The sequence below is a fragment of the Streptomyces sp. NBC_00212 genome (assembly GCF_045206365.1).
GTDB lineage: Bacteria > Actinomycetota > Actinomycetes > Streptomycetales > Streptomycetaceae > Streptomyces.
In genome coordinates this window covers 8,600,400-8,620,682 of sequence record NZ_CP108115.1, presented here as the reverse complement: position 1 = coordinate 8,620,682, position 20,283 = coordinate 8,600,400, and the positions used below count along the sequence as shown (strand labels likewise).

The following is a 20,283-nucleotide window of genomic DNA, read 5'->3' as shown; positions in this document are numbered from 1 at the left end:
TCCCTGATGGGACGGTCAGTTGATCGGATGTGTCTCTCCGGCTGCTGATCACCGATGCGATGTGGGACCGGATCGAGCCGTTGATGCCGGCTGATCCGGTCCGTGGGCGACGATGGGCAGACCACCGTCGGACCCTTGGAGCCATTGCGTGGAAGTACCGCACCTGCTCACCCTGGCGAGACTTGCCCAGGGAGCTCGGCCCGTTCCAGACCGCACGCAAGCGCCTGATCAGGTGGGCTGTGGACGGCACCTGGGAACGGATCCTGGCGGCGATACTGTCCGCGGCGGACTCTGCGGACGACATCGGTTGGACCGTGTCGGTGGACTCAACCGTCTGCTGTGCCCACCAGCACGCTGCCGGAGCCAGAAAAAAGGGGGCGCCCGGCCGCTCGGAACCTGACGATCACGCACTCGGTCGTTCCCGCGGTGGCCTGAGCACCAAGGTTCATCTCGCCAGCGACAGCCACGCACGACCGTTGGCACTGCACGTCACAGCCGGTCAGGCCGGTGACGCGCCCGCTTTCGAGGCCGTCATGGCCGGGATCCGGGTTCCGCGCAGCGGACTTGGTGGACCGAGAACCCGACCGACAACCGTTCTCGCGGACCGTGCCTATTCTTCGCGCGCGATCCGGGCGCATCTCCGCCGCCGCGCCATCCGGGCCGTCATCCCGCAGCCCGCCGACCAGATCAGGCACCGTCTTCGGCAAGGACAAGCCGGAGGCCGCCCGCCAGGATTCGACCCCGAGGCGCAAAGGAGCGCAACACCGTTGAACGCTGCATCGCCCGCCTCAAGCAGTGGCGCGGCCTCGCCATGCGAACCGACAAACTCGCCCTCGCCCATGAGGCCGCCCTCCACCTCGCCGCCATCTTGATTTGGACCCGCAGCTGAGCACGAAGATTGCCCCAGGCCCGTGCCGCCCTCACGAAGAAGGCGGCACGTGAAGATGAGCGCGTGGACGACATTCTGAACTTCCTCCGTACACGCAACGCGGAGGACAACCATGCCTACGCCTACGTGGCCCGCACCTTCGGTGCCGAAGCACTGCTCGACAGCCACCTGCCGATGCTCGACCTGATCGACATGCTGGCGCGGGACTACAACACCATCGACTCGACAGATCCCCGTAAAGCGGGACTCACCTACACCATTCGTGTCCTCGCGCAGGCGTACGCCGAGCACCCCGCCTACCGGCGGGAATGGCGACCTTAGAGGTTCCAAGGAGACAGGCTCTGGCCGAGCGCGGCATGAGCATCATCCAGGCGATCGCAATCACACGGGCACTGCTGGGAAATGCGGAAACACCGCTCCGAGTTGCCATCGACATCGTGGCTACGAGCAAGGCTCGGCAGTAACTTCAGAGAAGTAACCAGCCCAGAACTGATTGAACCGGACCAAACAGGATGAGGCATATGAAACCTTCCGAACCCCCTGGTCGGACTCAGCTGTGGGATCTCAGATTCGGTGGCCAAATCTCACGATCGGTGGCCACCTGGTGGCCAATCGGCCACAAACCTGAGACGGGCTGGTGTCCTGTCCCACTGAAGGTGTCGGATTCTCGGTGCTTCTCGTTCGTGCTGTCGGATTCTCATTGCGTCGCGCGCTGAGCAGCGGCGTTTGCCCCGTATATGAGGCTTGGTCCTGGTCCGGTTCTCTCTGTACCTGTCACCGTTGTTTGCGGCAGGTACGCGGAGCCGGGGGCGGCGATGGATCCAGGTCTGGTCGATGTCGAGTGGGCCGACGGTGAGGGCGGCGGGCTGAGGAAGTCCGTACTGGGGACGGTGTCCTGGGTTCCGTTCGAGTCGGTGCTCCCGCCCCGCCGGGTCCTACCCGGGCCGTCCGAGGAGAGGCTGACCGAGGAAGCCGCGACTACCGTCATTGACCAGGCATGCCGGATGCTGCGGCTCCCCACTGTCCGAGGGCAGTTTCCCGATCTCGCCGGGGCCGCGTCGCGTGAGCAGATCTCGTACCGGGTTTCCGCGCGGAACTGCTGCTGGCCGAGTGCGACGACCGAGCCCGCCGCCGCTTGATCGCCGGGGCGCTGCGCTCCTCTTCCAGGTGCTGACGGAAAGGGGCGGGAGGCGGCGAGCGCGGCCAGGTCCACGGCTGTCAGGGCACGGTGATGACGATCTTGCCGCGCGCGTGGCCGGTGGCGCTGGCGTCGTGAGCTGAGGCGGTCTCTTTCAGCGGGAACACGGCGTGCAGCGGGACGGTGAGGCGGCCGTGGTCGGCGAGGTTGGCCGCCAGTGGCAGTCCTGCCCAGCCTGGCGACTCTCCTGCTTGGGAGCGGGAGTACCGCACTCCGTGTCGGTCGGCGTCGAAGTCCGCGATGGTCACTACGCGGTGTGGGTCGCCTGCGATGGCCACCAGTTCGGCAAGAGAGCCCTTGCCGGCCGCGTCCAGAATCACGTCGACGCCGTGCGGAGCCAGTGGGGCCAGGCGATCGGCCAGCCCCGCCCCGTAGGTGACCGGAACGACGCCGAGTCGGTCGAGGAAGCCGTGGTTGCCTTCGCTCGCGGTGCCGATCACGGTGAGGCCGCGGGCCTGGGCGAGTTGCGCGGTGATGGTGCCGACGCCTCCGGCGGCACCATCGATCAGCAAGGTCATGCCCTCGGCGGCTTCCAGGGCCTCCAGTACACGCATGGCTGTGTCGATGTTGCCCGCGGCGCCACCCGCTTCCTCGAAAGACCACGACTGAGGCTTGGGTGCCCATGCCTCAAGGACGGCGTACTGGGCCGCGGCGCCTCCCTTGTCCAGGAAGGGGACGAGGCCGAAGACCTCGTCTCCCACGGCGGTGCCGGTCACGCCCTCTCCCACCTCGTCGACTGTTCCGGCGGCATCCATGCCGGGGATGTGGGGGAAGTCCAGGGTGGCGATGTCCCGCAGCATCCCTGAACGCAAGTAGTGGTCAGCCGGGGTGACGCCGGTGGCACGCACCGCGATGCGGACCTGACCGGGCCCGGCGTGCGGCTCTTCGACCTCCTCCATGCAGAGGACTTCGGAACCGCCATAGCGGTGGAATTGCATAGCAAACACGGACAACCTCCATACGCGTAGTAAGTCGTTCAGCAGGTGAGCTCGCAGTCGCTCACCTCCGCGGGACCGTCAGATTCCCGCTTGGTCTCGGTCGGTGAAGAAATTGATCAGGTCCTGGGGCGTGGGGTTGTGGGCGACTTCGGCAGCGGCCGCGGCGCTGCGGGGGAACAGCGCTTGTTCGTACGAGGTGAGGGCGGTCTCGATGTCGTCGGGGTGTGCGGCGAGGGCCTTTCCGAGTTCGGCACCGTCCAGCATGGCCAGGTTGGCGCCTTCACCGTTGGGGGTTGAGAGGTGGGCGGCGTCGCCGAGCAGGGTGACTGCCGGCACCCGGTCCCAGCGGTGCCCGACCGGCAGGGCGTGGAGGGGGCGCAGGACCGGCGCGGTCCGGCCGGCGGTGATCAGGGCGGTGAGTTCCGGTGCCCAGCCGCCGTACTCCTCCGCGATCCGCTCGGCGGCTGCGGCGGCATCGGTGAAATCGATGGCGCCGAACCAGTCCTGCGGCTTGGCCAGGGTGACGAGGGTGCGGAGGACCCCGCTCTTCTCCCGGTGAGCCACGAGCCACTTCCCGTTCTCGTCCGGGTCGAGGGCGGCGAGTGTCCCGCCGCCGACCGCTTTCGCGGTGGCCGGGTGCCGGGTGTCGGCGTCGTGCAGGTAGGTCTCGACGAAGGACCGGCCGACGTATTCGGGTGTGGTGTCGGAGAGCAGCGGTCGGACTTGTGACCATGCGCCGTCAGCGCCGACCAGCAGGTTCGTTACGACGACGGCGCCGCTTGCGAAGGTCACCTCGTGGCGGCTCTCGGTGAGGGCGCGGACGCCGGTGGCCTTGTGGCCCCATCGGACGGTGCCGTCGGGGAGTGCGTCCAGCAGGATCTGTCGCAGCTCGCCGCGCTGTACCTCGGGGCTTTCGCCCGTGCCGTCGTCGGCCTTGTCGAACAGGACGGTTCCGTTGCGGTCCAGGAGCCGTATCGCTTGGCGGCCCTCCAGGACGATGCCGCGGAACTCGTCCATCAGTCCGGCTGCCTTGAGGGCGAGTTGGCCGTTGCAGTCGTGGATGTCGAGCATCCCGCCCTGCGAACGCGCCGTCGGGGAGGACTCCGCCTCGTAGACCGTGACCGGGATGCCGTGGAGGTGCAGGACGCGGGCCAGGACGAGGCCGCCGAGGCCGGCGCCGATGATCGTGACAGGAGTGTGCATGGGGCTCCTTGCGTGTCGCACACCTGCCGGGTGGGCCCCGGCAGGATCGCTGGAAGGAAGGCAGCTCGCCGGGCCGTGCGACCGGGCGGGGAACGGCTCAGACGACGATGACCCGGCGCCCGCGCGTGTGACCGGCCTGGCTGTCGCTGTGTGCCGCCGGGGCCTCGGCGAGCGTGTACGACTTCTCGACCGGGATGTGGAGCTTTCCCCGCGCGATGAGGGCGGCGGCCTCGGCGAGGGCTTGCGGCACGTTCCCGGTGACGCCGGAGTACCGGGCACCGAGCTCCGGCGCGCCGAGATCGGCGATGGAGATCACCTTCTGCGGATCCCCAGTCAGCTCGACGAGTTCGCGGATCACGCCCGATCCGGCCAGATCGAGCGCCGCGTCAACCCGGCCGAGCTGCCGCACCGTCTCGACCCAGCCCTCGCCGTACGTCGCCGCGAGGGCATCCAGGCTCCGCAGATAGTCCTGGTTTGCGGCCCCAGCGGTGCCGATCACCGTGATCCCGCGGTCGCCGGCGATCTGCAGCACCGCCGAACCGACTCCCCCGGACGCGCCGCTGACCAGCAGCGTCTGCCCGGTCCGCACACCGACCTGGCGGAGGATGCGCAGCGCGGTCTCCACCACGGAGGGGTACCCGGCAGCCTCTTCGAACGTCAGCCCCTCTGGTATCCGGGCCCAGGCCGACAGCACGGCAACCTCGGCATAGGTGCTCGAGCCGCGCCCGAACACGTGGTCACCAACCTCGACCCCGTCGACGCCCGCGCCGACCTCGTCCACCACCCCGGCGGCATCCTGCCCAATGCCGGCGGGCAACTCGATCGGGCGGACCTTCTGGAACTGGCCTTCCCGGATCCTCCAGTCGACGGGGTTCACGCCCGCCGCCCGCACGACGACGCGGATCTGACCGGGACCCGCATGGGGCTCCTCGGCGTCAACGAGGTGGAGAACGTCGGGACCGCCGAACTCGGCGAAGCTCACTCTCTTCATGCCGCCGACCGTAACACTAACGGTTAGCTTTTAGGAACAGTCACTCCTTTGGATTTGATAGTGTCAGCGGCATGACCGTGCCGACGACCGGACGCCGTGAACGCAAGAAGGCCGCGACCCGCCAGAAGATCGCCGACACCGCCCTGCGGCTCTTCCTGGAACGCGGGTACGACGCGGTGGGCATCCGTGACGTGGCCGCCGAGGCCGACGTGGCCGTCACCACGCTCTTCTCCCACTTCGCCTCGAAAGAGGCCCTGGTCTTCGAGCAGGACGACAACTTCGAACAACGCCTCACCCAGGCGGTCACAGAGCGCGCGCCGCACGAGCCACTCATCCCCGCACTGCGCCGCGAGATCCAGGCCATGGTCCGGCACTGCACGGGGGACGGCACCGCCCCGATCTACCGCATGATCGACGAGTCACGCGCCCTGCGGGAGTACGAGGAGTCCATGCGGCTGCGCCACGCGGAGTCGCTGTCCACGGCCATCGCTGCCGATCCCGGCCTGGCACAGAGCACAACGGCCTGCCGAACGATCGCGAGGTTCGTGATCGACGCCTATTCGCTGGCCCGTGAGGCGGACGATCCGCAGGCCGCCGTGGACGAGATCTTCCAGATGATCGAGGCGGCCTGGAAAGTCACCTGACCCACCATTCTGCGAGCATCGCCCCGGGGTCGGGCCCACCCTGGCAGCAGGCTCAAGGACGTCAGGATCTCCTGCAGAGCAACTACTTCGGCGGGGCTGGCACAGGGTGCCCAGCCAACTGCCTGGGGAACCTCAGCCAAGGACCGTTCACCGCTCACTCAATGGAGTGAAGCGAACGTAACGCAGACCTCGGGTCCGTAGAGTTAACGGTGGTTCTGGAGTTGTTAGTGAGTCAGCGGCGGGCGGCGGAGATCCGGGCCGGAGGGGGGATGTGTCTCCGGCCCGGTCACCGTGTGGGAACAAGGCTGGGGCAGAGGATACCGCTGCGGCTTTTGCCGCGCTGTGGGCGACGCTCCTGCTGTGTGGGCGGCAGCTGCAGGCACCCGCCCGAGGCCATGGCTGTCCGCCGTGCTTGGTTGATCGTCGCGTGCAGCTGACGGTCCAGCGCGATGCTGGTCAGTTGATTCGTTGTGTGGCCTGGCGCACGAGATGTCGCAGTCGAGTTCGGTGGGGGGTATCGGGCAGCTGCTCCAGGTGGCTTTGGGCCTGCTCGCCATACGTAGTGGCCAGGTTGCGGGCACGAACCATCGCCTGGGTGCTCTGGAGCACTCGGTGCAAGGCCGGCAGAGCCCGTTCGTGGTCCGTGTCGTTCCACAAAGCGTGCAGTTCGTCCTGTTGATGCGGCGTGGCATGGGCGTACGCGAGCAGGATGGGCAGGGTGGGGCGACGATTTCTCAGATCGCTGGAGGCGTCCTTGCCGGCAGCCTCTGAGGTGCTGTCGTAGGGCAGGAGGTCGTCACGGATCTGGAAGGCCATGCCGAGAGCCAGGCCGTACGCGCTCAGCGCCTTGACCTGGTCGTTGCCGCCGTCGACGAGGTAGGCGCCAAGGCGGCTGGCGTAGGCGAAGAGCACAGCCGTTTTGAGTTTGATCATCTCCAGGTAGGTATCCACCGGGCAGGTGAGATCGTCGGTGATGGACAGTTCGAGAGCCACGCCGCGCGTCAGATCTTCGCCTGTTTGGCCCGCGTCGTTGAAGGCTTGGTTGAGGCGCTCTGCGCTGACGCCCTGCTCGCGACAGCGGGAGAGCCCTTGGAGGGCCTTCATGAACAGGCCGTTGGCGGCCAGGAGCGCGAGGTCCACACCGAAGCGGGCGGGGGCTGAGTCCCGGCCCCTGCGCTGGTCGTCACCGTCGATGATGTCGTCGTTGATCAGGCTGGCGACATGGACCAGTTCGGTACTGACCGCGGCCGGGACCACCATGGCCGGCTCCCCGCCGACCGCTCCGGCACCTTCCACGGTGAGAACCGGTCGGAGCAACTTCCCGACGGGCAAGAGGGCGTGGCTCTGGATCGCGGCGAGCACTCCGTCCTGCGACTGCTCGCAGCAGCGCCGCAGCTCTGCGCTGATCGCCCGGTGCGATGCCCAATGACGTACGTTGTCGGACTGCTCGGGCGCGTTGGGAGCAGCGATGGGAGGGCAGAGGGGAGCCGCTTCCGTGCGGGGTTGAGGAATGGCTCCGGCCATGGATCCCAGTGAGGAAACCGCCAGCCGTTTCAGAGAAGCCGTGCGCGGGCGGGGGCGTCGGCGCAGAACAGCGGGCAGATCCTCGGTCACGGTCTGCAGGTGCAGCCGGTACAGGGACTGCATGGTGTCGATTGCGGCTTTGCCATACGCCGGCAGGCCCGCCGCCACCATGTCGGCGCCGGCCAGGAGCGCCGCGGCTCGGTCGGCTTCGCATCGCAGCGCCTGCAGCACCTCGGGAGTTGCCCTGCGGTTCTTTAGATCTGCGGGATCGGCTGCGCAGTTGTCCAGGGTCTCTCTCGAGATTCCCAGCCACCCGCGCGCCAGGTCTTCGGAGAGATCACGCAGGTTGTCCACCCGGTCCAGTCCCTCACCGAACGACAGCACGGCCTGGTCGAACGCAGGATCGTCGACCGGACCGCCCAGCAGGGGGCAGCCGAGCAGAACAGGGGCGCCCACGGCGTGGCGGGCGAACTCCGACAGCTCTGCCTCGGTGGCGAACTCGGTTCTCCCGATGTCTGCCCGGGTCGTCGCGACGAACCGCTCCAGCGAAGGCACCGGCAAGGCGAAAGCGGCGATGCTATGCACGATCGCGGCGCGCACAGGGTGCGCTGAATGGCCCGAACGGACTTCCGCCAGAAGCTCCTGCGTCTCCTCGGAAAACCGCGCGACATTGCCCTTGCGGTGGTCCGCCAGGTCATCCACCCAGCGCACCACGGCTCCCACCGCGGCCATCGCCGGCCGGCGATGCGGCGGCAGGAACGCCCCGGCCATGGCCATGGTCCAGTCCGTCTTGAGCGCCAACTTGAAGCAAGCCCGGTAAGACTTCCTCAATCTGGTGTCCTTGATACCTGCTAGATCGAGGCACTCGTCGAACTTGCCCAGTTCCCAACGTGCCAAGGCTTGACCTTTCTCGGGAGGTGATTTCTACGGTGCCTTGCGTGTGCGTGGCTCGGGGGTCCAGGCCACGGTGATCGCTCCACCGGATGCCAGCAGCAGGAAGCCGAGGAACAGGCCACCCATGTTGGCCGCGACAAGGCTGACCAGGGACAGCATGAGAGCGAGAACCCCGGGGAAGAGTCGTCTCTCGGGTACGTGCCAGGTGGTGATCCCGGACACCAGGCACAGACTGCCCAGCAGCCATGCCGACGCGCCGGCGGTTCCCGAGAACGGCAACATGCTCAGGCCGTTCCAGGTGGTTAGCACGAGTTCGGCGCCGCCCAGGCACATCAACAGGCCGCCCCAGAAGGGACGTGTGCGATACCAGGGCAGCCAGCGGGACCGGACGGACGGCCAAAGTCGGTTCACAGTCACTCCTCGGAGCCCTGAGGGCTGGAGGGGCAGCCTTGTCGGCCGTGGACGAAGTCCGCGTGGAATCCCTTCGCGGCGAGGGTGGCAGCGGCGAACGTCCGGGGTTCGACGCGGACCTTGGATGCCGTGAAGGAGCCTGCTGTCAGCCTGAAGGGCGAAGCCTGGCTCCGACCCGCCAGGTCGGTTTTCATACTGGCGGCGGAAAGGGAAACGCCCGAGGAGGTGAGGGAAGCGGCTTCGATGGTAAATCTCGAGCCGGAGAGCGTGTCGGCATACAGACGTGCAGTGGTAGCCCCAATCACCGGCAGCTCCACCGTGGACGTCACGCATACGCCATCGGCCTGAAAGTCCTCAAACAGCGACAGGAGCGCCGTATCGGAGTGCTCTCCCGAGGAGAGACCCGGAGCGATGGACAGGCCGGTCACGTGGATCTGATCCGCGGTGATCGCGACTGGTACGCGTCCGGTGAACGCGAACTGCAGCGCGCTGGCACTGCCATTCGACAGCAGCGCATAGGCAGCCCCAAGAACAAAAGTCAACACTGCCGCGCAATGCCGCCACCGAACGTGCCCCGACGGTGCCACCAGGACCTCCGCCGGCTCGCTTGACCCGCCTTCGCAGCGCAAGGCCCACTCTCCTCTTCTCATAGGGTTCGTCACGCATGCCGGGCCCGAAGGCAACCGGGGCATCCAATCGGCCCCTCTGGGGCATCGGCGCAGCAGCTCATTGCAGCCGCCCTGCCATCCGGGCCCCGCGCTGGGACTACATGCCGTTCTGGCTCCGCATCAGCCGCTCGATCCCCTTCTCAGTAAGCCAATAGGGCATCCCGATCAACGCCACATGGCGCCAACCAGTGCTCCGCAAAAGACACGTTCACCCAAACGAGCACAACGAGGGGGAAGCAGCCGCCGCCCTCATCCTGGAAAGGTGCGGCTCCTCTCCAGTGAGTTCCTTCAGCTGCGTCGGTGCTGATCGCGATGGCTTGCCCGATCGTCGTGTCCAGGGGTCGGTTGCTGGGGGCGGCGACGGTTTCGTGGCTGGAGGAGTTGGAGCGGCGCCAGGCTGCTGCGCGAGAGCGACTCACTGAACTACGCATCCAGATCGGGGAGTTGACGGATCGGCTGACTGAGCAGGAGAAGGTGCTGTCCCGGTTGTAGATCACCCACGAGACGATGACGGGGATCCCGTCCGGAGACGAGACCGTCACGGGACCTGGAGCGGAGGGGGGAGGCCGGCGGGTCGGTGGAGGCGTCCGGGCTGCCTAAGGAGGAGGACTGGTCCGGGGCGGGGGAAGCATCGGTTGGGGTGCGGCTGGTGCCGGAGTGGACGCCTGAGGTGACGGTGGAGGTACTGCCGCGTTCGCACCAGGACATCGTTGAGGTCCTCGACGACGCTGTGCGTCCGATGCGTGCCCACCGCATCTGCGCCACGCTGGACCTGTTGACGGACAAAACAAGGTGGAAGGCTTCCGGTCGAAGCTGCAACGACTGGCCGAGCGGGGCTGGCTGGCGGAGGTCGGACCGGGACTGCTCGCACCGCGGGACACGACCTCGGCGGCCGCGGATGCACCGGAGCGGGATGAGGCAGCCGCCTCGCGCCGGTGTGGGGTCGGATTCTCGTCCCTGGCGTCGAAGGTGCCACCCATTCACATGCTCGGAAAGCGAGAGCTCGATGACGCAGCGTATGCGGCCGCCGCGACGGCTGGCCCCTTTGACCGTGCCGTTTTTTCGTCACTTCCTCCGCTCGCATCCTGCACGCCCCCGCCGGCATCGAAGAGCACATCACCCTCGCCATCGGCTACGGTCCCGACGACACCGCACCCCTGGCCGCATTCCCGGAGCTGGCTGAACTCCTTGCCACCCAGCACAACCTGCGCACCATGCTCGTCACCCAGCGCGCAGCCCGCCGGGACCTCGCCGTCCCACCACACGCCGAACCCCGCCCGTCCCGGTCGCCCTCACCCTGGGACCCGGCTCCCTACGCGGCACCGGCCTCAACTACTCTCCCCAACCCACCGCCACCCCGGCTCCCACCCGCCTCGGCCACGCCACGGCACCAGAGCTCCACTACACCCTTTGCGACGACACCAACCCCAAAGCCTGGGTCACCCCCCTGTCAGCTGGCCGCGAATAGGAGCTTCAAGGCCGCCCACGGCATGCAGGGCACAGCAAGTCCAGCGGCACGCCAGCTTATGCGTGACCCACCGGACACTCCCTAAGACGGCCTCTCACTCGCCCGGCCCGCCGCGCCCCAGCGACCGATGAACTCCTCCGGAGCGCGGCGCTGCTGTTCCTCCCGGGCGATCTGCTGGGCAAGGACGGCGCGGTCGACGGCGGCTAGGAGCAGGTGCTGAGGTTCCGTCGAGGCCCCGCATGGGCAGGGTGGCGGGGTGACGAGCGGATTACCCCTGTGTGCTGCCGGGAGACCCCAACTGGATCCACGACGCCCAATAGGTGCAGGACGTCCTCAACTCCCTTGCCGCCGCGGCGGCGGTCGCCCACGACTACGCAGACCCCGATAAGTACGTCCTGCCGCGCCTTCCGTACCAGGTCGCCGCCGACACCCTTGGCCAGATCAGATCCGGCATGCCACCCGCCCGCCCCGGCGCCTTGTTTCTCATGGCCCTGCCAGCCTTCCGACTGGAAGCGCTGTGGCAGGTCCTGGACGTCCTGCGGCGCGCACGAGACGCGGACGTGGACGCCGACCAGGTCCTGGACCTCGTACGCGACTACGCCATGCACTGCTTCCTCCCGCCGCGCAGCGTCGACGACGTGGTCACTGACACAGAGCGCATCCTGGCCGTCCCCTCCCTGGACATCCCAGCCGTCCGAACCGTGGCCACCACCCTGCTCCTCAAGGGCAAGCACGACGCCCAATTCCGAAGCGCACGCGACGAGCTGCTCGATACGTGGCGAGCCGTCGGCATCAAACCGTGGGGGAACCAGGCGGGTGCCCTCGAATGCAGCCCGCTCATCAGGCAGATTCAGGGCCGAGCCCCGGTCCCCACCCAGCCCACCGCGGCCACGCTCAGCCCGCTGTGTCCTCCAAGTGCCCAAGGATCGCGCGCAGTGTCTGGGCACGGTCCACCGCGCCCTGCGGGAGTCGTGCAAGGCACGAGCGCAGGCCGCTGCACCGTTGCCAACTGGACGTTGCCCGGCCCGACGGCGTCGATCACCGCACGGACCGCCTGCAACGCCCAGAACTGGCCAAACGGCAGGACCTCCTCGGCGGCGGCCTCCACGAGAGCTGGCAGGAACTCCCCCTCCGGGCAGGCGTACAGGCGGGCGTAGGCGGTCAACCGAATACCGCCGTCTGCCGAGCCGAGGGCGCCAGCGATGTCAAAATCGACGAGCTGCGGTGCGAGCCTAACCAACTCCGCGAAGATCCGCTCCTGACGGAGGGTCCGCGCCGGGGTGGAATGCATACTGCGCCGCAATTCAGTGAACTCAGCCATGAGCCGCCCGACTCCCTCGGCCGCCTCTTCCCCCTGGACACTCTCGTCTCCAGACGCCACCAGCGCGACCCGCGCCTGACGACTCGCATCATTCACGGCCAGCCGCACGTCCTCGGCCCTCTGCTCGGCGGCCTCCAAACGCTCCTCCAGCTTGCGGTACTGGAACTTGGCACCGCCAGGAAGCTCAATGCTCTCGAACAGATCGCCCAGCCATGGCACGATCGCGATCGCGGCCAGGACCAGGGTGGCACCGTCGATCTTCACATCCGGCTTGACGATGTGAACGGCAGCCGCTCCCACCGCCCCGACCGAGATCACCGGCCCTATCAACCCGCTTCTGCCGACCCATCGACGCGCTCCCCCCTGCCCACACGAGCCCCGATCCCGCCGATGAGCCCAGCATTCCAAACAACTGAGCGACAACGGGCCACATCCGTCCACTCGAACCCCCACCGTGCATAGGACGTCCGAGATCCGGTGAAAGCGCTCTGGTCCCACCCCAGCACCCCCTCGCCCGGCGAGCCGGCTCACCTTCACCGGCGCGATCATCCAGACCGGCACCGACTCGTACCGCCTCGCCCACACCAAAGCCCAGGCCGAAGCCAACTGAGTGCTCCGTTTCTGTTTCTGGTGCGCCATGCTGACACCATGACGAGCAAGGGGTGGGCTATAGCCGTTGCAGCCTGGAGCGTGATCACAGTGCTGCTCGTGGGAACAACGGTCTGGGTCGCAACTCTCGGGCTTGTTCGGCTGGGCCTGGCTGGAGACGAAGTCCACCTGCGTCTTGCCCAGTGCCAGACCAAAGGCGGGGGGCGTGGGGGGAGCTACGTTCAGTGCTCTGGGCAGCTTTTGGGGGAAAAAAGCACGGACACCGTGAAGATCCGCCATGACGGCCAACAGGGAGAGGTTGTGCCCGCTGCAAGGACACCGTGGGGAGCCTTCGAGGTCATCGACACAAGCGTCACGTCGTGGGCAACGGGAGTTCTGTATCCCGTCCTGCCTCTCGCTGCTGCGGGGTTGACAGCCCACTTCGCCTTGCGCGCGGCCCAACGCGGACGCAAGGCCACACCGACCACCCCAGCACGTGGCTAAGGCTCGTCCCGCATTGATCGTTGAACATCCTTTCCCTCACTTCCGGCACGAGAGGTTTACCGCCCGGAGAGCGCGCGCCCGCCGCTTAGAGCTCCGGGAAGGGCGCCACCTCGTCCATCGCCTGCAGCACTTTGCGTGCTGCTCCGGCCTCTTCCGGCCGCACAGACGAGGCGAGGCCCTCGATGATCGGTCGGCCGGCGAGCACAGCCGCCCTGGCTGCCACCTCCCAGGCGGGTTGTTCCTGGAAGCTCTTGTTCCTCGGGCCGCTCGCCGCCGCGTCGGAGTGCCATTGCTCTGTCTGGCAGATGCTCTCCAGCAGGTCCAGTAGTTCCGCCCTGCACGGCACATGCGGGGCCCCGGCCAGTTCCAGGAAGAAGGGAACGGTCGGGGCCGTCGCCTCCCCAACCCCGATCTCCTCTTCCGCACAGAGGTATTCGGCGGCGATTTCTGCGATGGGTTCAGTCGTCGTCGGTGCCACCGGACGGCCAGATGCCTCACGGCCGCCGCCTGAGGTCCAGCCTGCGCAACGCTCACCGTCGTAGCGAGGCGGGCGGCCGGCGCGGTGAAAGCCCTGCACATGTCTCGCCGCCGTCGAGCCGCAGATCAAGCCTCCGGGAACACGGCGTCCGTCTGCAGCGGGCCTGCAGTGATGCGCAGCGTCCGGATGCGGACCGGCTCTTCCTGGTCGAGGTAGAAGATGTGCATGAACGGGGCCCGCACCACTTGGTCCGGTTCGCTCTTCCTGGCCATAGTTGCCTCGCCGCGCAGCAGACGGACCCCGTTGTCCGCGGTCCAGAACTCAAGAACCTCATGGGTGATGTTCAGCGGCGAGTCAATCTTCACGAAGAACGCCTTGATGGCTTCGACACCGTGCACATGCGCGGTGCCGAAGAACATGTCGGTGTCCTCGGTCAGTGACGCGAAGCCCTCATCGAACTCCAGGGTGTCAATGGCGTCCATGAACTTCAGGACCCAACCGGCCACGGTCGTCGTTTGTGCGGAGCCTTTGATGGCGATGGTCTCCTGTTCATGCAGCGGACAGGGCGGCGCGGAAGGCACCGCTCTCGACACTGGCGCCTCCGAGATGGGACGCAGCACGCCAGCGTCAGTCTCGGGGGCGTTCGAACAAGGGGGTGGCCTCCGCGTCGTACGGCAGGGTGGAGACGGCGGCGGCGTAGCCCTGGTCCAGGGTCTGCCGTTGGCGAGCAGTGTGTGGGCCCTTGGGGAGCGCGGCCAGGCGCGCCAACCGTTCCTCGTACGCCCCAGCGGCGTGTTCCGCGGTCGCCTGCCAGTCAGGTTGGTCCGGTACGCGGACCAGTTCCACGCAGGCCGGCTGCGTCCCCTCGGCCAGCGCGGCCGCAGCCCGGTCGTGGCCGTCGAGAATGAGCCAGCTATCCAGAAAGGACACCCACCACAGCAGGACGGGGGCGAGGGTGCCCTCGCGGACGTGTTTGCGGTACGCCTTCACACGCGGGGCATCCGGGGCCGGCAGTGGACGCAGCGGCAGGACACCGTGCCAGCCGCCCCCGCAGAGAATGTCGAGGGTGACGTCCGGCCAGTCCTGGACGAGGTCGCAACTCCAGATGCCCGGAGCGAAAGTGGTGCGCGGGGTCAGGCGCCATCGCCCGTGGTGCAACGGACCGTGCCCCGTCTCCTCCAGCCACCGGGCGTACCGGTGCGACCACTCGGCGCCGGCCCGCATCACCGCGGCGGTCAGAGGTGGCAGTGGAGAGCGGTAGCCGGGAAGGCGGCGCAGGTGAAGGTCGCGGCAGCAGCCCTCGCCCTCCGACCGGGCCTGGATCAGCGGTTGTTCGCCCTGCCGGAGGTACCACTGCCTGTCCATGCCCCGCTCAAAACGCAGCGGAGGCGGCCCCGGCCACCCGTCCGGCACGCCCAGAACGAGACCGCCCGCCGGTAGAAGTTCCCTCGCCGCCCTGATCATGCAAACAGTGTCAACACGAAGGCCCCCTTCCCCGCAAGGGATTTGAGCACCGGTGCGGCACGTCGACTCATCCACGATGCCGACGCTGCCGACTTCGCGCGCGGTTTCGCCCTAGGTGGCCACACCAGTCTCGTGCTCAAGCGAGGCCACGAGAAGTTGCCGACGGCGCCTCCCGCGGTGACAAGCGAGGTCGGCGCGAGGCTACGGCGCGGACCGTGCCCCGTCATGGCCGCACGACCGGGCGCACCTTCTTCGCCCATACCGTCGCCCTGATCCAGGACGCCGCGACGTCGTCGACCGGGCCGGCACCCTGCACGCTGGGCTCCCCCTGGCTGTTCCATTCCTGGAACTCGCCCTCGCCTTCCACCACGCCGTCCGCGGCGCCGACCAGGACCTGACCGCCACTATCGGCCGGCCAGACCCTCACCGCCAGCGGCGACTTCGCCACCTTCACCGACACTGCCTCGGCGCTGACGCGCGGAGGCTTCTCTCGGCTGAGCCCGGCTCTCAGTGGACGTTAAGTCCTTTTCTGGTAGCGGCCTCGTCCGGGCTGGGTGAGGAAGCCCTGGCAGGTGAGGCGTCCGAGGCGGCTGCGGGTGATGTTGACGGCTGCTTCGTCGGTGGGCATGCCGAGGCGTTCGTGCAGCTCACGGGCTCGGAACTCTTGGTCTGGGTGCTGGTTGAAGGCGTTCACGATGGCCTGGTAGGCGGTGTTCGTCTCGGCCGGTTCGGGTTCGCTTGCGACCGGTACGAGTTCGGCGATGACCTTCCGGGTGGTAGCCAGGTCCATGAGTCGAGCCTCGGTCTCGGTCAGGGCGGCGGTCAAGTGCGCGATCTGCTCGCGTAGTTCACCGGCGCGAGCCGCGGTCTCGTCGTGCCGGGCCTGGAGGTCCGCCAGGAGCTCGATGACGTTCACGCGGCCAGCCCGAGGGCGTCGCGCCAGGTGGGGGTCGGTGTGGTGAGGCGGCGGGCCATGTTCGCCATGGAGGCCCAGTAGACGCGCGAGGTGGAGGTGTCGGCGCGGTGGTCGTACTCGCTGGCCAGGCAGCGGTGCAGCGTCAATGTGCCGTTGACCTGCTCCACGATCCACCGCTTGGGCTGCGGGACAAAGCCCTTGCCCTGGTCTTCGGGGTTGCGGCGGACGACCTCGACGTCGATGTCCAGCAGGGCCCGTGGATGAGAACCTCGTCCTTGAAGCCCTGGTACACCAGGGCCTTCTCCAGGCGCATCCCGCACCGCTCGGCGGCCTGGTCGAGCAGGCCGGTGCCGGGGGCGTTGTCGTGGGCCGAGGCAGCGAGCACCACGACGCCGATGATCAGTCCCAGAACGTCCACTGCCAGTCCCCGCTTGCGGCCCGACACCGTCTTGTTGGCGTCCAGTCCCGTCGTGGTCTTCGGGACACCCGCCGCGCCGCGGACGGACTGGGTGTCGAGGATCACGAGGGACGGGTCCTCCAATCGCCGGGCTCTCTCCCGCGCCTGGCAGCGCAGGAGTTCCTGGATCCGCTGGACAAGGCCGTCCTGGCGCCACAGGCCGAAGTAGTAGAACACCGCTGACCAGGCCGGGAAATCGTGGGGCAGATAGCGCCACTGACAGCCCGTCCGGTTCTGATAGAAGATCGCGTTCACGACCTCCCGCAGGTCACAGGCCCCCGGTCCCCGGTCGCCAACGTGCCCCGGCTCGCGGCTCGGACGATTCCGTGTCCGCGGTTGTCCACCAAGGTTGTGCTTTGGGGCCGCGCACACTGCTCCTGTTCGGCAGCACGGTGGGATGCTGGGTGCGAGTGCCCGGGACGGCCGCCGCCCCTGGCTGAAGGAGCGGCGGCCTCATCCGCGCGGGGAACGGTGAGCTCCCCTCCAACGTCCCCCGCGCGAGGCGCCCTTCCGGCGGCAAGGATGCGGGAATCCCTGCCCTGAAGTCACCGGACGGGCATGGGCTGGAGCCGCGGAGTCGGTGCTGCGGCTCCAGCTGGCCTGTCTGTCCTGGTGTCGGTGCCGCCTCGGGGTCTGGGAGAGCAGCAAGTGCGCAGTCACCACTCCCAGCACTGCCAGCGGGTGGACTGCACCCCTCTGCGGGCAGCGTAGGCCGGATACGCCGACGCCGGAACCTTGGCCCTTGGCTTTCGGCCATGTAATCGATCCTGGTGACAGCCGTTCACCACCAGGCCCCCGCCAACTCGTCGATGACGACGCAGAGCCCCACCCTTGTTTCTACGTGGAGGAGCGGCGGACCGTGCCCTCTGCTGGCCAGCTACAGGCCTACCAACGCCGTCCCGCTCTGCCCTGGGTTGCCGGCAGGAGCTCATCGGTCTCGCCTGGAGGCACCTGGCAACTCCCGCAGCCAGTGCCCCGTGGTCGAGGGCCACGGCCACCGACCGTCGACCGGCGACCGGCGACCGGCGACCGGCGACCGGCGGGGAGATGGTGGTGGTCGTGCCCGCTCCTGACTGCGCTGGCCGATGACCCTATCGGGCAGGGGCGGGGCCGCGCGGGCTGCTGGAGACGGCACCGCTCACACGGATGAACCAGCAACTGCCTGCACGTTTCTGCACCCAAATGCCTCCCTACCGTGGGCAGGTGTCACTCCAGACCCCGGTGGCTGCCTGAGCCAGCCACACCCCGTCCACGCGGGGCCCGTTCAACCGGGGAACTGCCATGACGCACGAAACCCAACCCACACGCGAAGAACACGTCCCGACAGCACAGGGAAGCGCACACACCCACACCCTCGACGGATACACCGTGGTCGAGCTCCACGGCGAGCTCGACCTGTGCTCAGCTCCCGCGGTCCGGGAACAACTGGACGCAGCCACCTCAACCGCGGGTGCCCGCGTGATCGTTGACCTGCGGCCCGCCCACTTCCTCGACTGCACAACCCTCGCCTTGATCTGCCGCGCCCGCCGCCGAGCCCTGCACACCGGCGGCACCATCGGATTGATCTGCACACACCCGTGGCACCTGCAGCTACTGCAAGCAACAGGGCTGAACACGGCTCTACGCCCCGTCGCCACGGTGGAGGAAGCCATCGCGCGCGAACCGCACCATGAGGATGATGAGGATTCTTGAAATCGGCCGGTGCTGCTCTTCCCTCCGCTTCGTTGGATCTTGAAGTGAGTGGGGAGTCTCACCGAGCGTGTTGGCTCTGTGCTCGTTTAACCGCCAGGTGGCGTGCAGGGCTGGGCGATTGCTTGCAGGGTGTCGGGGGTGTCAAGTTGCCGATTGGCCAGCTTTTGACTGGATACGGACAACTATGGAGGTTCCGGGTCAGAGCCGGTGCGGGAGCGGGACGATGCTGGTGACTCCGACGGTCGCCGTTTCTGACGGTGTCCGGGCGGGGAAAAGCTGTTGCGGCCCGGATCCTGCCGTGGTGGTGCGCGACGTGTGTCGTGCTGCCGGATGATGACGGAACTGCTGGTGGCGCGGTGCGCGAGGCACGGGGCCCGGTCGCCGGGCGGTTGAGCAAACCGCGGGTGGTGGGGCTTGCGCGGCCGCACCCCTGCCGGTTCTCAGGGTCCTTCGGATCCGCCGTCACGGTGCGGAACCAACAGAGGGGGAAGTCCTGTGACTTCTGAACCTTCCAGACCCCGCCGCTCCTTATCCCGCTGGGGCAGCCGACTGACCTCCCTTCTTGCTGGCGGCGCCTTGGCGCTGACGGGCCTGGTGGCGCTCGCCGCACCCGCCCACGCCAACAACGGCCCGCTGGCCTATGTGACCAACTTCGGCGGCAACACCGTCTCGCTGGTCGACACGAACACAAACACCATCACCGGCAGCATCACCGTCGGAAGCAGTCCCATCATCGTGGCAATCAACCCGGCACAGCCGCGCGCCTACGTCACCAACTACTCCTCCAACACCGTCTCGGTGATCGACACCGCGACCAACCTGGTCACCGCGACCATCCCCGTCGGGAGCGGCCCCCTGACGGTCGCGTTCAACCCGTCCGGAACCCGCGCCTACGTCGCGAACAGCGGCACCAACACCGTCTCCGTCATCGACACCGCGACGAACACCGTCACCGCCACCATCCCGGTCGGGTCCGCCCCGAACGGGGTGGCGGTGAACCCGGCGGGCACCACCGCCTACGTGAGCAACAACCAGGCGAACAGCGTCTCGGTCATCAACACCGCGACGAACACCGTCACCGCGACCATCCCGGCCGGGAGCACCCCCACCGGCGTGGCGGTCAGCCCGTCAGGAGCGGTCGCCTATGTCACCAACAACAGCGCCAGCAACTCCGTCAAGGTGATCAACACCGCGACGAACACGGTGAGCGCGACCATCGCGGTCGGGTCCGCCCCGAACGGCGTCTCGTTCACCCCATCAGGCACCACGGCCTACGTCGCCGACAACGGTGGTTCCGACGTGAAGGTCATCAATACGGCAACCAATGCCGTGACGGCCACCGTCGCGGTCGGTGCCGGTCCGGCCGAGGTCAGGGTCAACCCTGCCGGCACTGCCGCCTACTCCACCAACCTGGGCGGCAACACCGTCTCGGTGATCAGCACCGCGTCCAACACGGTCACGGCCACGATCCCCGGGTTCAACAGCCCCTACGACATCGCCTTCTTCCCCAAGCCCACGCCCAAGAAGGCTGACATCGACGTCAACCTCGTCGCGCAGCCGCATCTGGGCATCCTGGTGCCCTACCTGAGCTACACCCTCACCGCCCAGAACACCGGCCCCGACGCGGTCACCTCCGCGACCCTCACCGCGGCCCTCCCGGCGGGCAGCTCCGCCACGAACCTCGCCGCCGGATGCACACTCGCCGGCACCACGGTGACGTGCGCCTACGGGGCCATCGCCAACGGGGCGAGCGTGAACAAGACGTTCCGCGTCCCACTGAGCCTGCTGACCCTCGGCCAGGTCACCGTCACCGGACTGCGCACCACCTCCGCACCCACCGACCCCAACCCAGCCAACGACAGCGCGACCGCCACCTGCACCGCCATCTCCATCATCCTCGTCACCTGCCCCTGACACCCCACACGCGGTGAATCCCCGCCACGAGACACCGCTGCCCCCGACCGGCCCTGCAAGCCGGCCGAGGGCAGCGGCACGACACCCAGGCAGACAAAGCGCAGGAAAAGACACCTGTGCA

The 20,283-nt window shown here is 67.8% G+C and carries 17 protein-coding genes and 4 pseudogenes; 8 read left to right on the top strand and 13 right to left on the bottom strand.

Annotated elements, in window-relative coordinates; genetic code table 11:
• Positions 1–29: 29 nt before the first annotated feature.
• The 3 genes and pseudogenes from OHA17_RS39575 to OHA17_RS39565 all read left to right on the top strand — a co-directional run.
• A protein-coding gene (locus tag OHA17_RS39575; RefSeq protein ID WP_406510575.1) for an IS5 family transposase occupies positions 30–889 on the top strand; the annotation gives its coding sequence in 2 pieces (ribosomal slippage) (positions 30–750 and positions 750–889; 861 coding nt in all).
• A 63-nt stretch (positions 890–952) separates the two neighbouring features.
• A complete protein-coding gene (locus OHA17_RS39570) occupies positions 953–1,210 on the top strand; it encodes a DUF6221 family protein (RefSeq protein WP_406510573.1) in 258 nt (85 codons plus the stop codon).
• A gap of 593 nt (positions 1,211–1,803) precedes the next feature.
• Positions 1,804–2,024, top strand: a pseudogene (locus OHA17_RS39565) (AAA family ATPase); the annotation flags it as partial.
• Positions 2,025–2,107: 83 nt separating this feature from the next.
• Here OHA17_RS39565 and OHA17_RS39560 read toward each other — a convergent pair.
• The 3 genes from OHA17_RS39560 to OHA17_RS39550 form a co-directional block, all read right to left on the bottom strand.
• Positions 2,108–3,034, bottom strand: coding sequence for an NADP-dependent oxidoreductase (locus OHA17_RS39560; protein WP_406510572.1), 927 nt, complete (start codon positions 3,032–3,034; stop codon positions 2,108–2,110).
• A 69-nt stretch (positions 3,035–3,103) separates the two neighbouring features.
• Positions 3,104–4,228, bottom strand: a complete 1,125-nt coding sequence (locus OHA17_RS39555) for an FAD-dependent oxidoreductase (protein WP_406510571.1) — start codon at positions 4,226–4,228, stop codon at positions 3,104–3,106.
• Positions 4,229–4,325: 97 nt separating this feature from the next.
• Positions 4,326–5,219, bottom strand: coding sequence for an NADP-dependent oxidoreductase (locus tag OHA17_RS39550; RefSeq protein ID WP_406510570.1), 894 nt, complete (start codon positions 5,217–5,219; stop codon positions 4,326–4,328).
• Between the two features lie 71 nt (positions 5,220–5,290).
• On the opposite strand from OHA17_RS39550, the gene OHA17_RS39545 reads away from it, so the two are divergent.
• A complete protein-coding gene (locus tag OHA17_RS39545; protein WP_398880865.1) occupies positions 5,291–5,863 on the top strand; it encodes a TetR/AcrR family transcriptional regulator in 573 nt (190 codons plus the stop codon).
• 456 nt (positions 5,864–6,319) lie between these two features.
• Here OHA17_RS39545 and OHA17_RS39540 read toward each other — a convergent pair whose 3' ends face one another.
• The 3 genes from OHA17_RS39540 to OHA17_RS39530 are packed head-to-tail and all read right to left on the bottom strand — an operon-like array spanning position 6,320 to position 9,321.
• Complete coding sequence (locus OHA17_RS39540; protein WP_406510569.1) at positions 6,320–8,284, bottom strand: polyprenyl synthetase family protein; 1,965 nt, start codon at positions 8,282–8,284, stop codon at positions 6,320–6,322.
• A 27-nt stretch (positions 8,285–8,311) separates the two neighbouring features.
• Entirely contained in the window at positions 8,312–8,692 is a 381-nt protein-coding gene (locus OHA17_RS39535) for a DUF6114 domain-containing protein (RefSeq protein WP_406510568.1), read from the bottom strand.
• A gap of 2 nt (positions 8,693–8,694) precedes the next feature.
• Positions 8,695–9,321 carry a DUF6230 family protein gene (locus OHA17_RS39530; RefSeq protein ID WP_406510567.1) on the bottom strand — a complete coding sequence of 209 codons (627 nt, stop codon included), beginning with the start codon at positions 9,319–9,321 and terminating at the stop codon, positions 8,695–8,697.
• A gap of 1,121 nt (positions 9,322–10,442) precedes the next feature.
• Between OHA17_RS39530 and OHA17_RS39525 the strand changes: the two are divergent.
• Positions 10,443–10,828: pseudogene (locus tag OHA17_RS39525) on the top strand (DUF6177 family protein).
• 850 nt (positions 10,829–11,678) lie between these two features.
• Here OHA17_RS39525 and OHA17_RS39520 read toward each other — a convergent pair.
• Positions 11,679–12,467, bottom strand: coding sequence for a hypothetical protein (locus OHA17_RS39520; protein ID WP_406510566.1), 789 nt, complete (start codon positions 12,465–12,467; stop codon positions 11,679–11,681).
• Between the two features lie 205 nt (positions 12,468–12,672).
• Here OHA17_RS39520 and OHA17_RS39515 point away from each other — a divergent pair.
• Positions 12,673–12,759, top strand: a pseudogene (locus OHA17_RS39515) (AAA family ATPase); the annotation flags it as partial.
• 567 nt (positions 12,760–13,326) lie between these two features.
• On the opposite strand, the gene OHA17_RS39510 reads toward OHA17_RS39515, so the two are convergent.
• The 6 genes and pseudogenes from OHA17_RS39510 to OHA17_RS39485 all read right to left on the bottom strand — a co-directional run.
• Entirely contained in the window at positions 13,327–13,719 is a 393-nt protein-coding gene (locus OHA17_RS39510; protein WP_406510565.1) for a hypothetical protein, read from the bottom strand.
• 125 nt (positions 13,720–13,844) lie between these two features.
• Positions 13,845–14,201 carry a nuclear transport factor 2 family protein gene (locus OHA17_RS39505; protein WP_406510938.1) on the bottom strand — a complete coding sequence of 119 codons (357 nt, stop codon included), beginning with the start codon at positions 14,199–14,201 and terminating at the stop codon, positions 13,845–13,847.
• 145 nt (positions 14,202–14,346) lie between these two features.
• Entirely contained in the window at positions 14,347–15,084 is a 738-nt protein-coding gene (locus tag OHA17_RS39500; RefSeq protein WP_406510564.1) for a hypothetical protein, read from the bottom strand.
• A 322-nt stretch (positions 15,085–15,406) separates the two neighbouring features.
• The gene (locus OHA17_RS39495; RefSeq protein WP_406510563.1) at positions 15,407–15,643 is read right to left on the bottom strand and encodes a hypothetical protein; all 237 of its coding nucleotides are present in this window, start codon (positions 15,641–15,643) and stop codon (positions 15,407–15,409) included.
• Between the two features lie 57 nt (positions 15,644–15,700).
• Positions 15,701–16,099, bottom strand: a complete 399-nt coding sequence (locus tag OHA17_RS39490; protein WP_406510562.1) for a hypothetical protein — start codon at positions 16,097–16,099, stop codon at positions 15,701–15,703.
• A pseudogene (locus OHA17_RS39485) lies at positions 16,096–16,838 on the bottom strand (IS5 family transposase); the annotation flags it as partial. The gene OHA17_RS39490 and the pseudogene OHA17_RS39485, both read right to left, overlap by 4 nt.
• 999 nt (positions 16,839–17,837) lie before the next feature.
• On the opposite strand from OHA17_RS39485, the gene OHA17_RS39480 reads away from it, so the two are divergent.
• Both OHA17_RS39480 and OHA17_RS39475 read left to right on the top strand, forming a co-directional pair.
• A complete protein-coding gene (locus OHA17_RS39480) occupies positions 17,838–18,248 on the top strand; it encodes an STAS domain-containing protein (protein WP_406510561.1) in 411 nt (136 codons plus the stop codon).
• A gap of 576 nt (positions 18,249–18,824) precedes the next feature.
• Positions 18,825–20,162 carry a beta-propeller fold lactonase family protein gene (locus OHA17_RS39475; protein ID WP_406510560.1) on the top strand — a complete coding sequence of 446 codons (1,338 nt, stop codon included), beginning with the start codon at positions 18,825–18,827 and terminating at the stop codon, positions 20,160–20,162.
• Positions 20,163–20,283 lie beyond the last annotated feature (121 nt).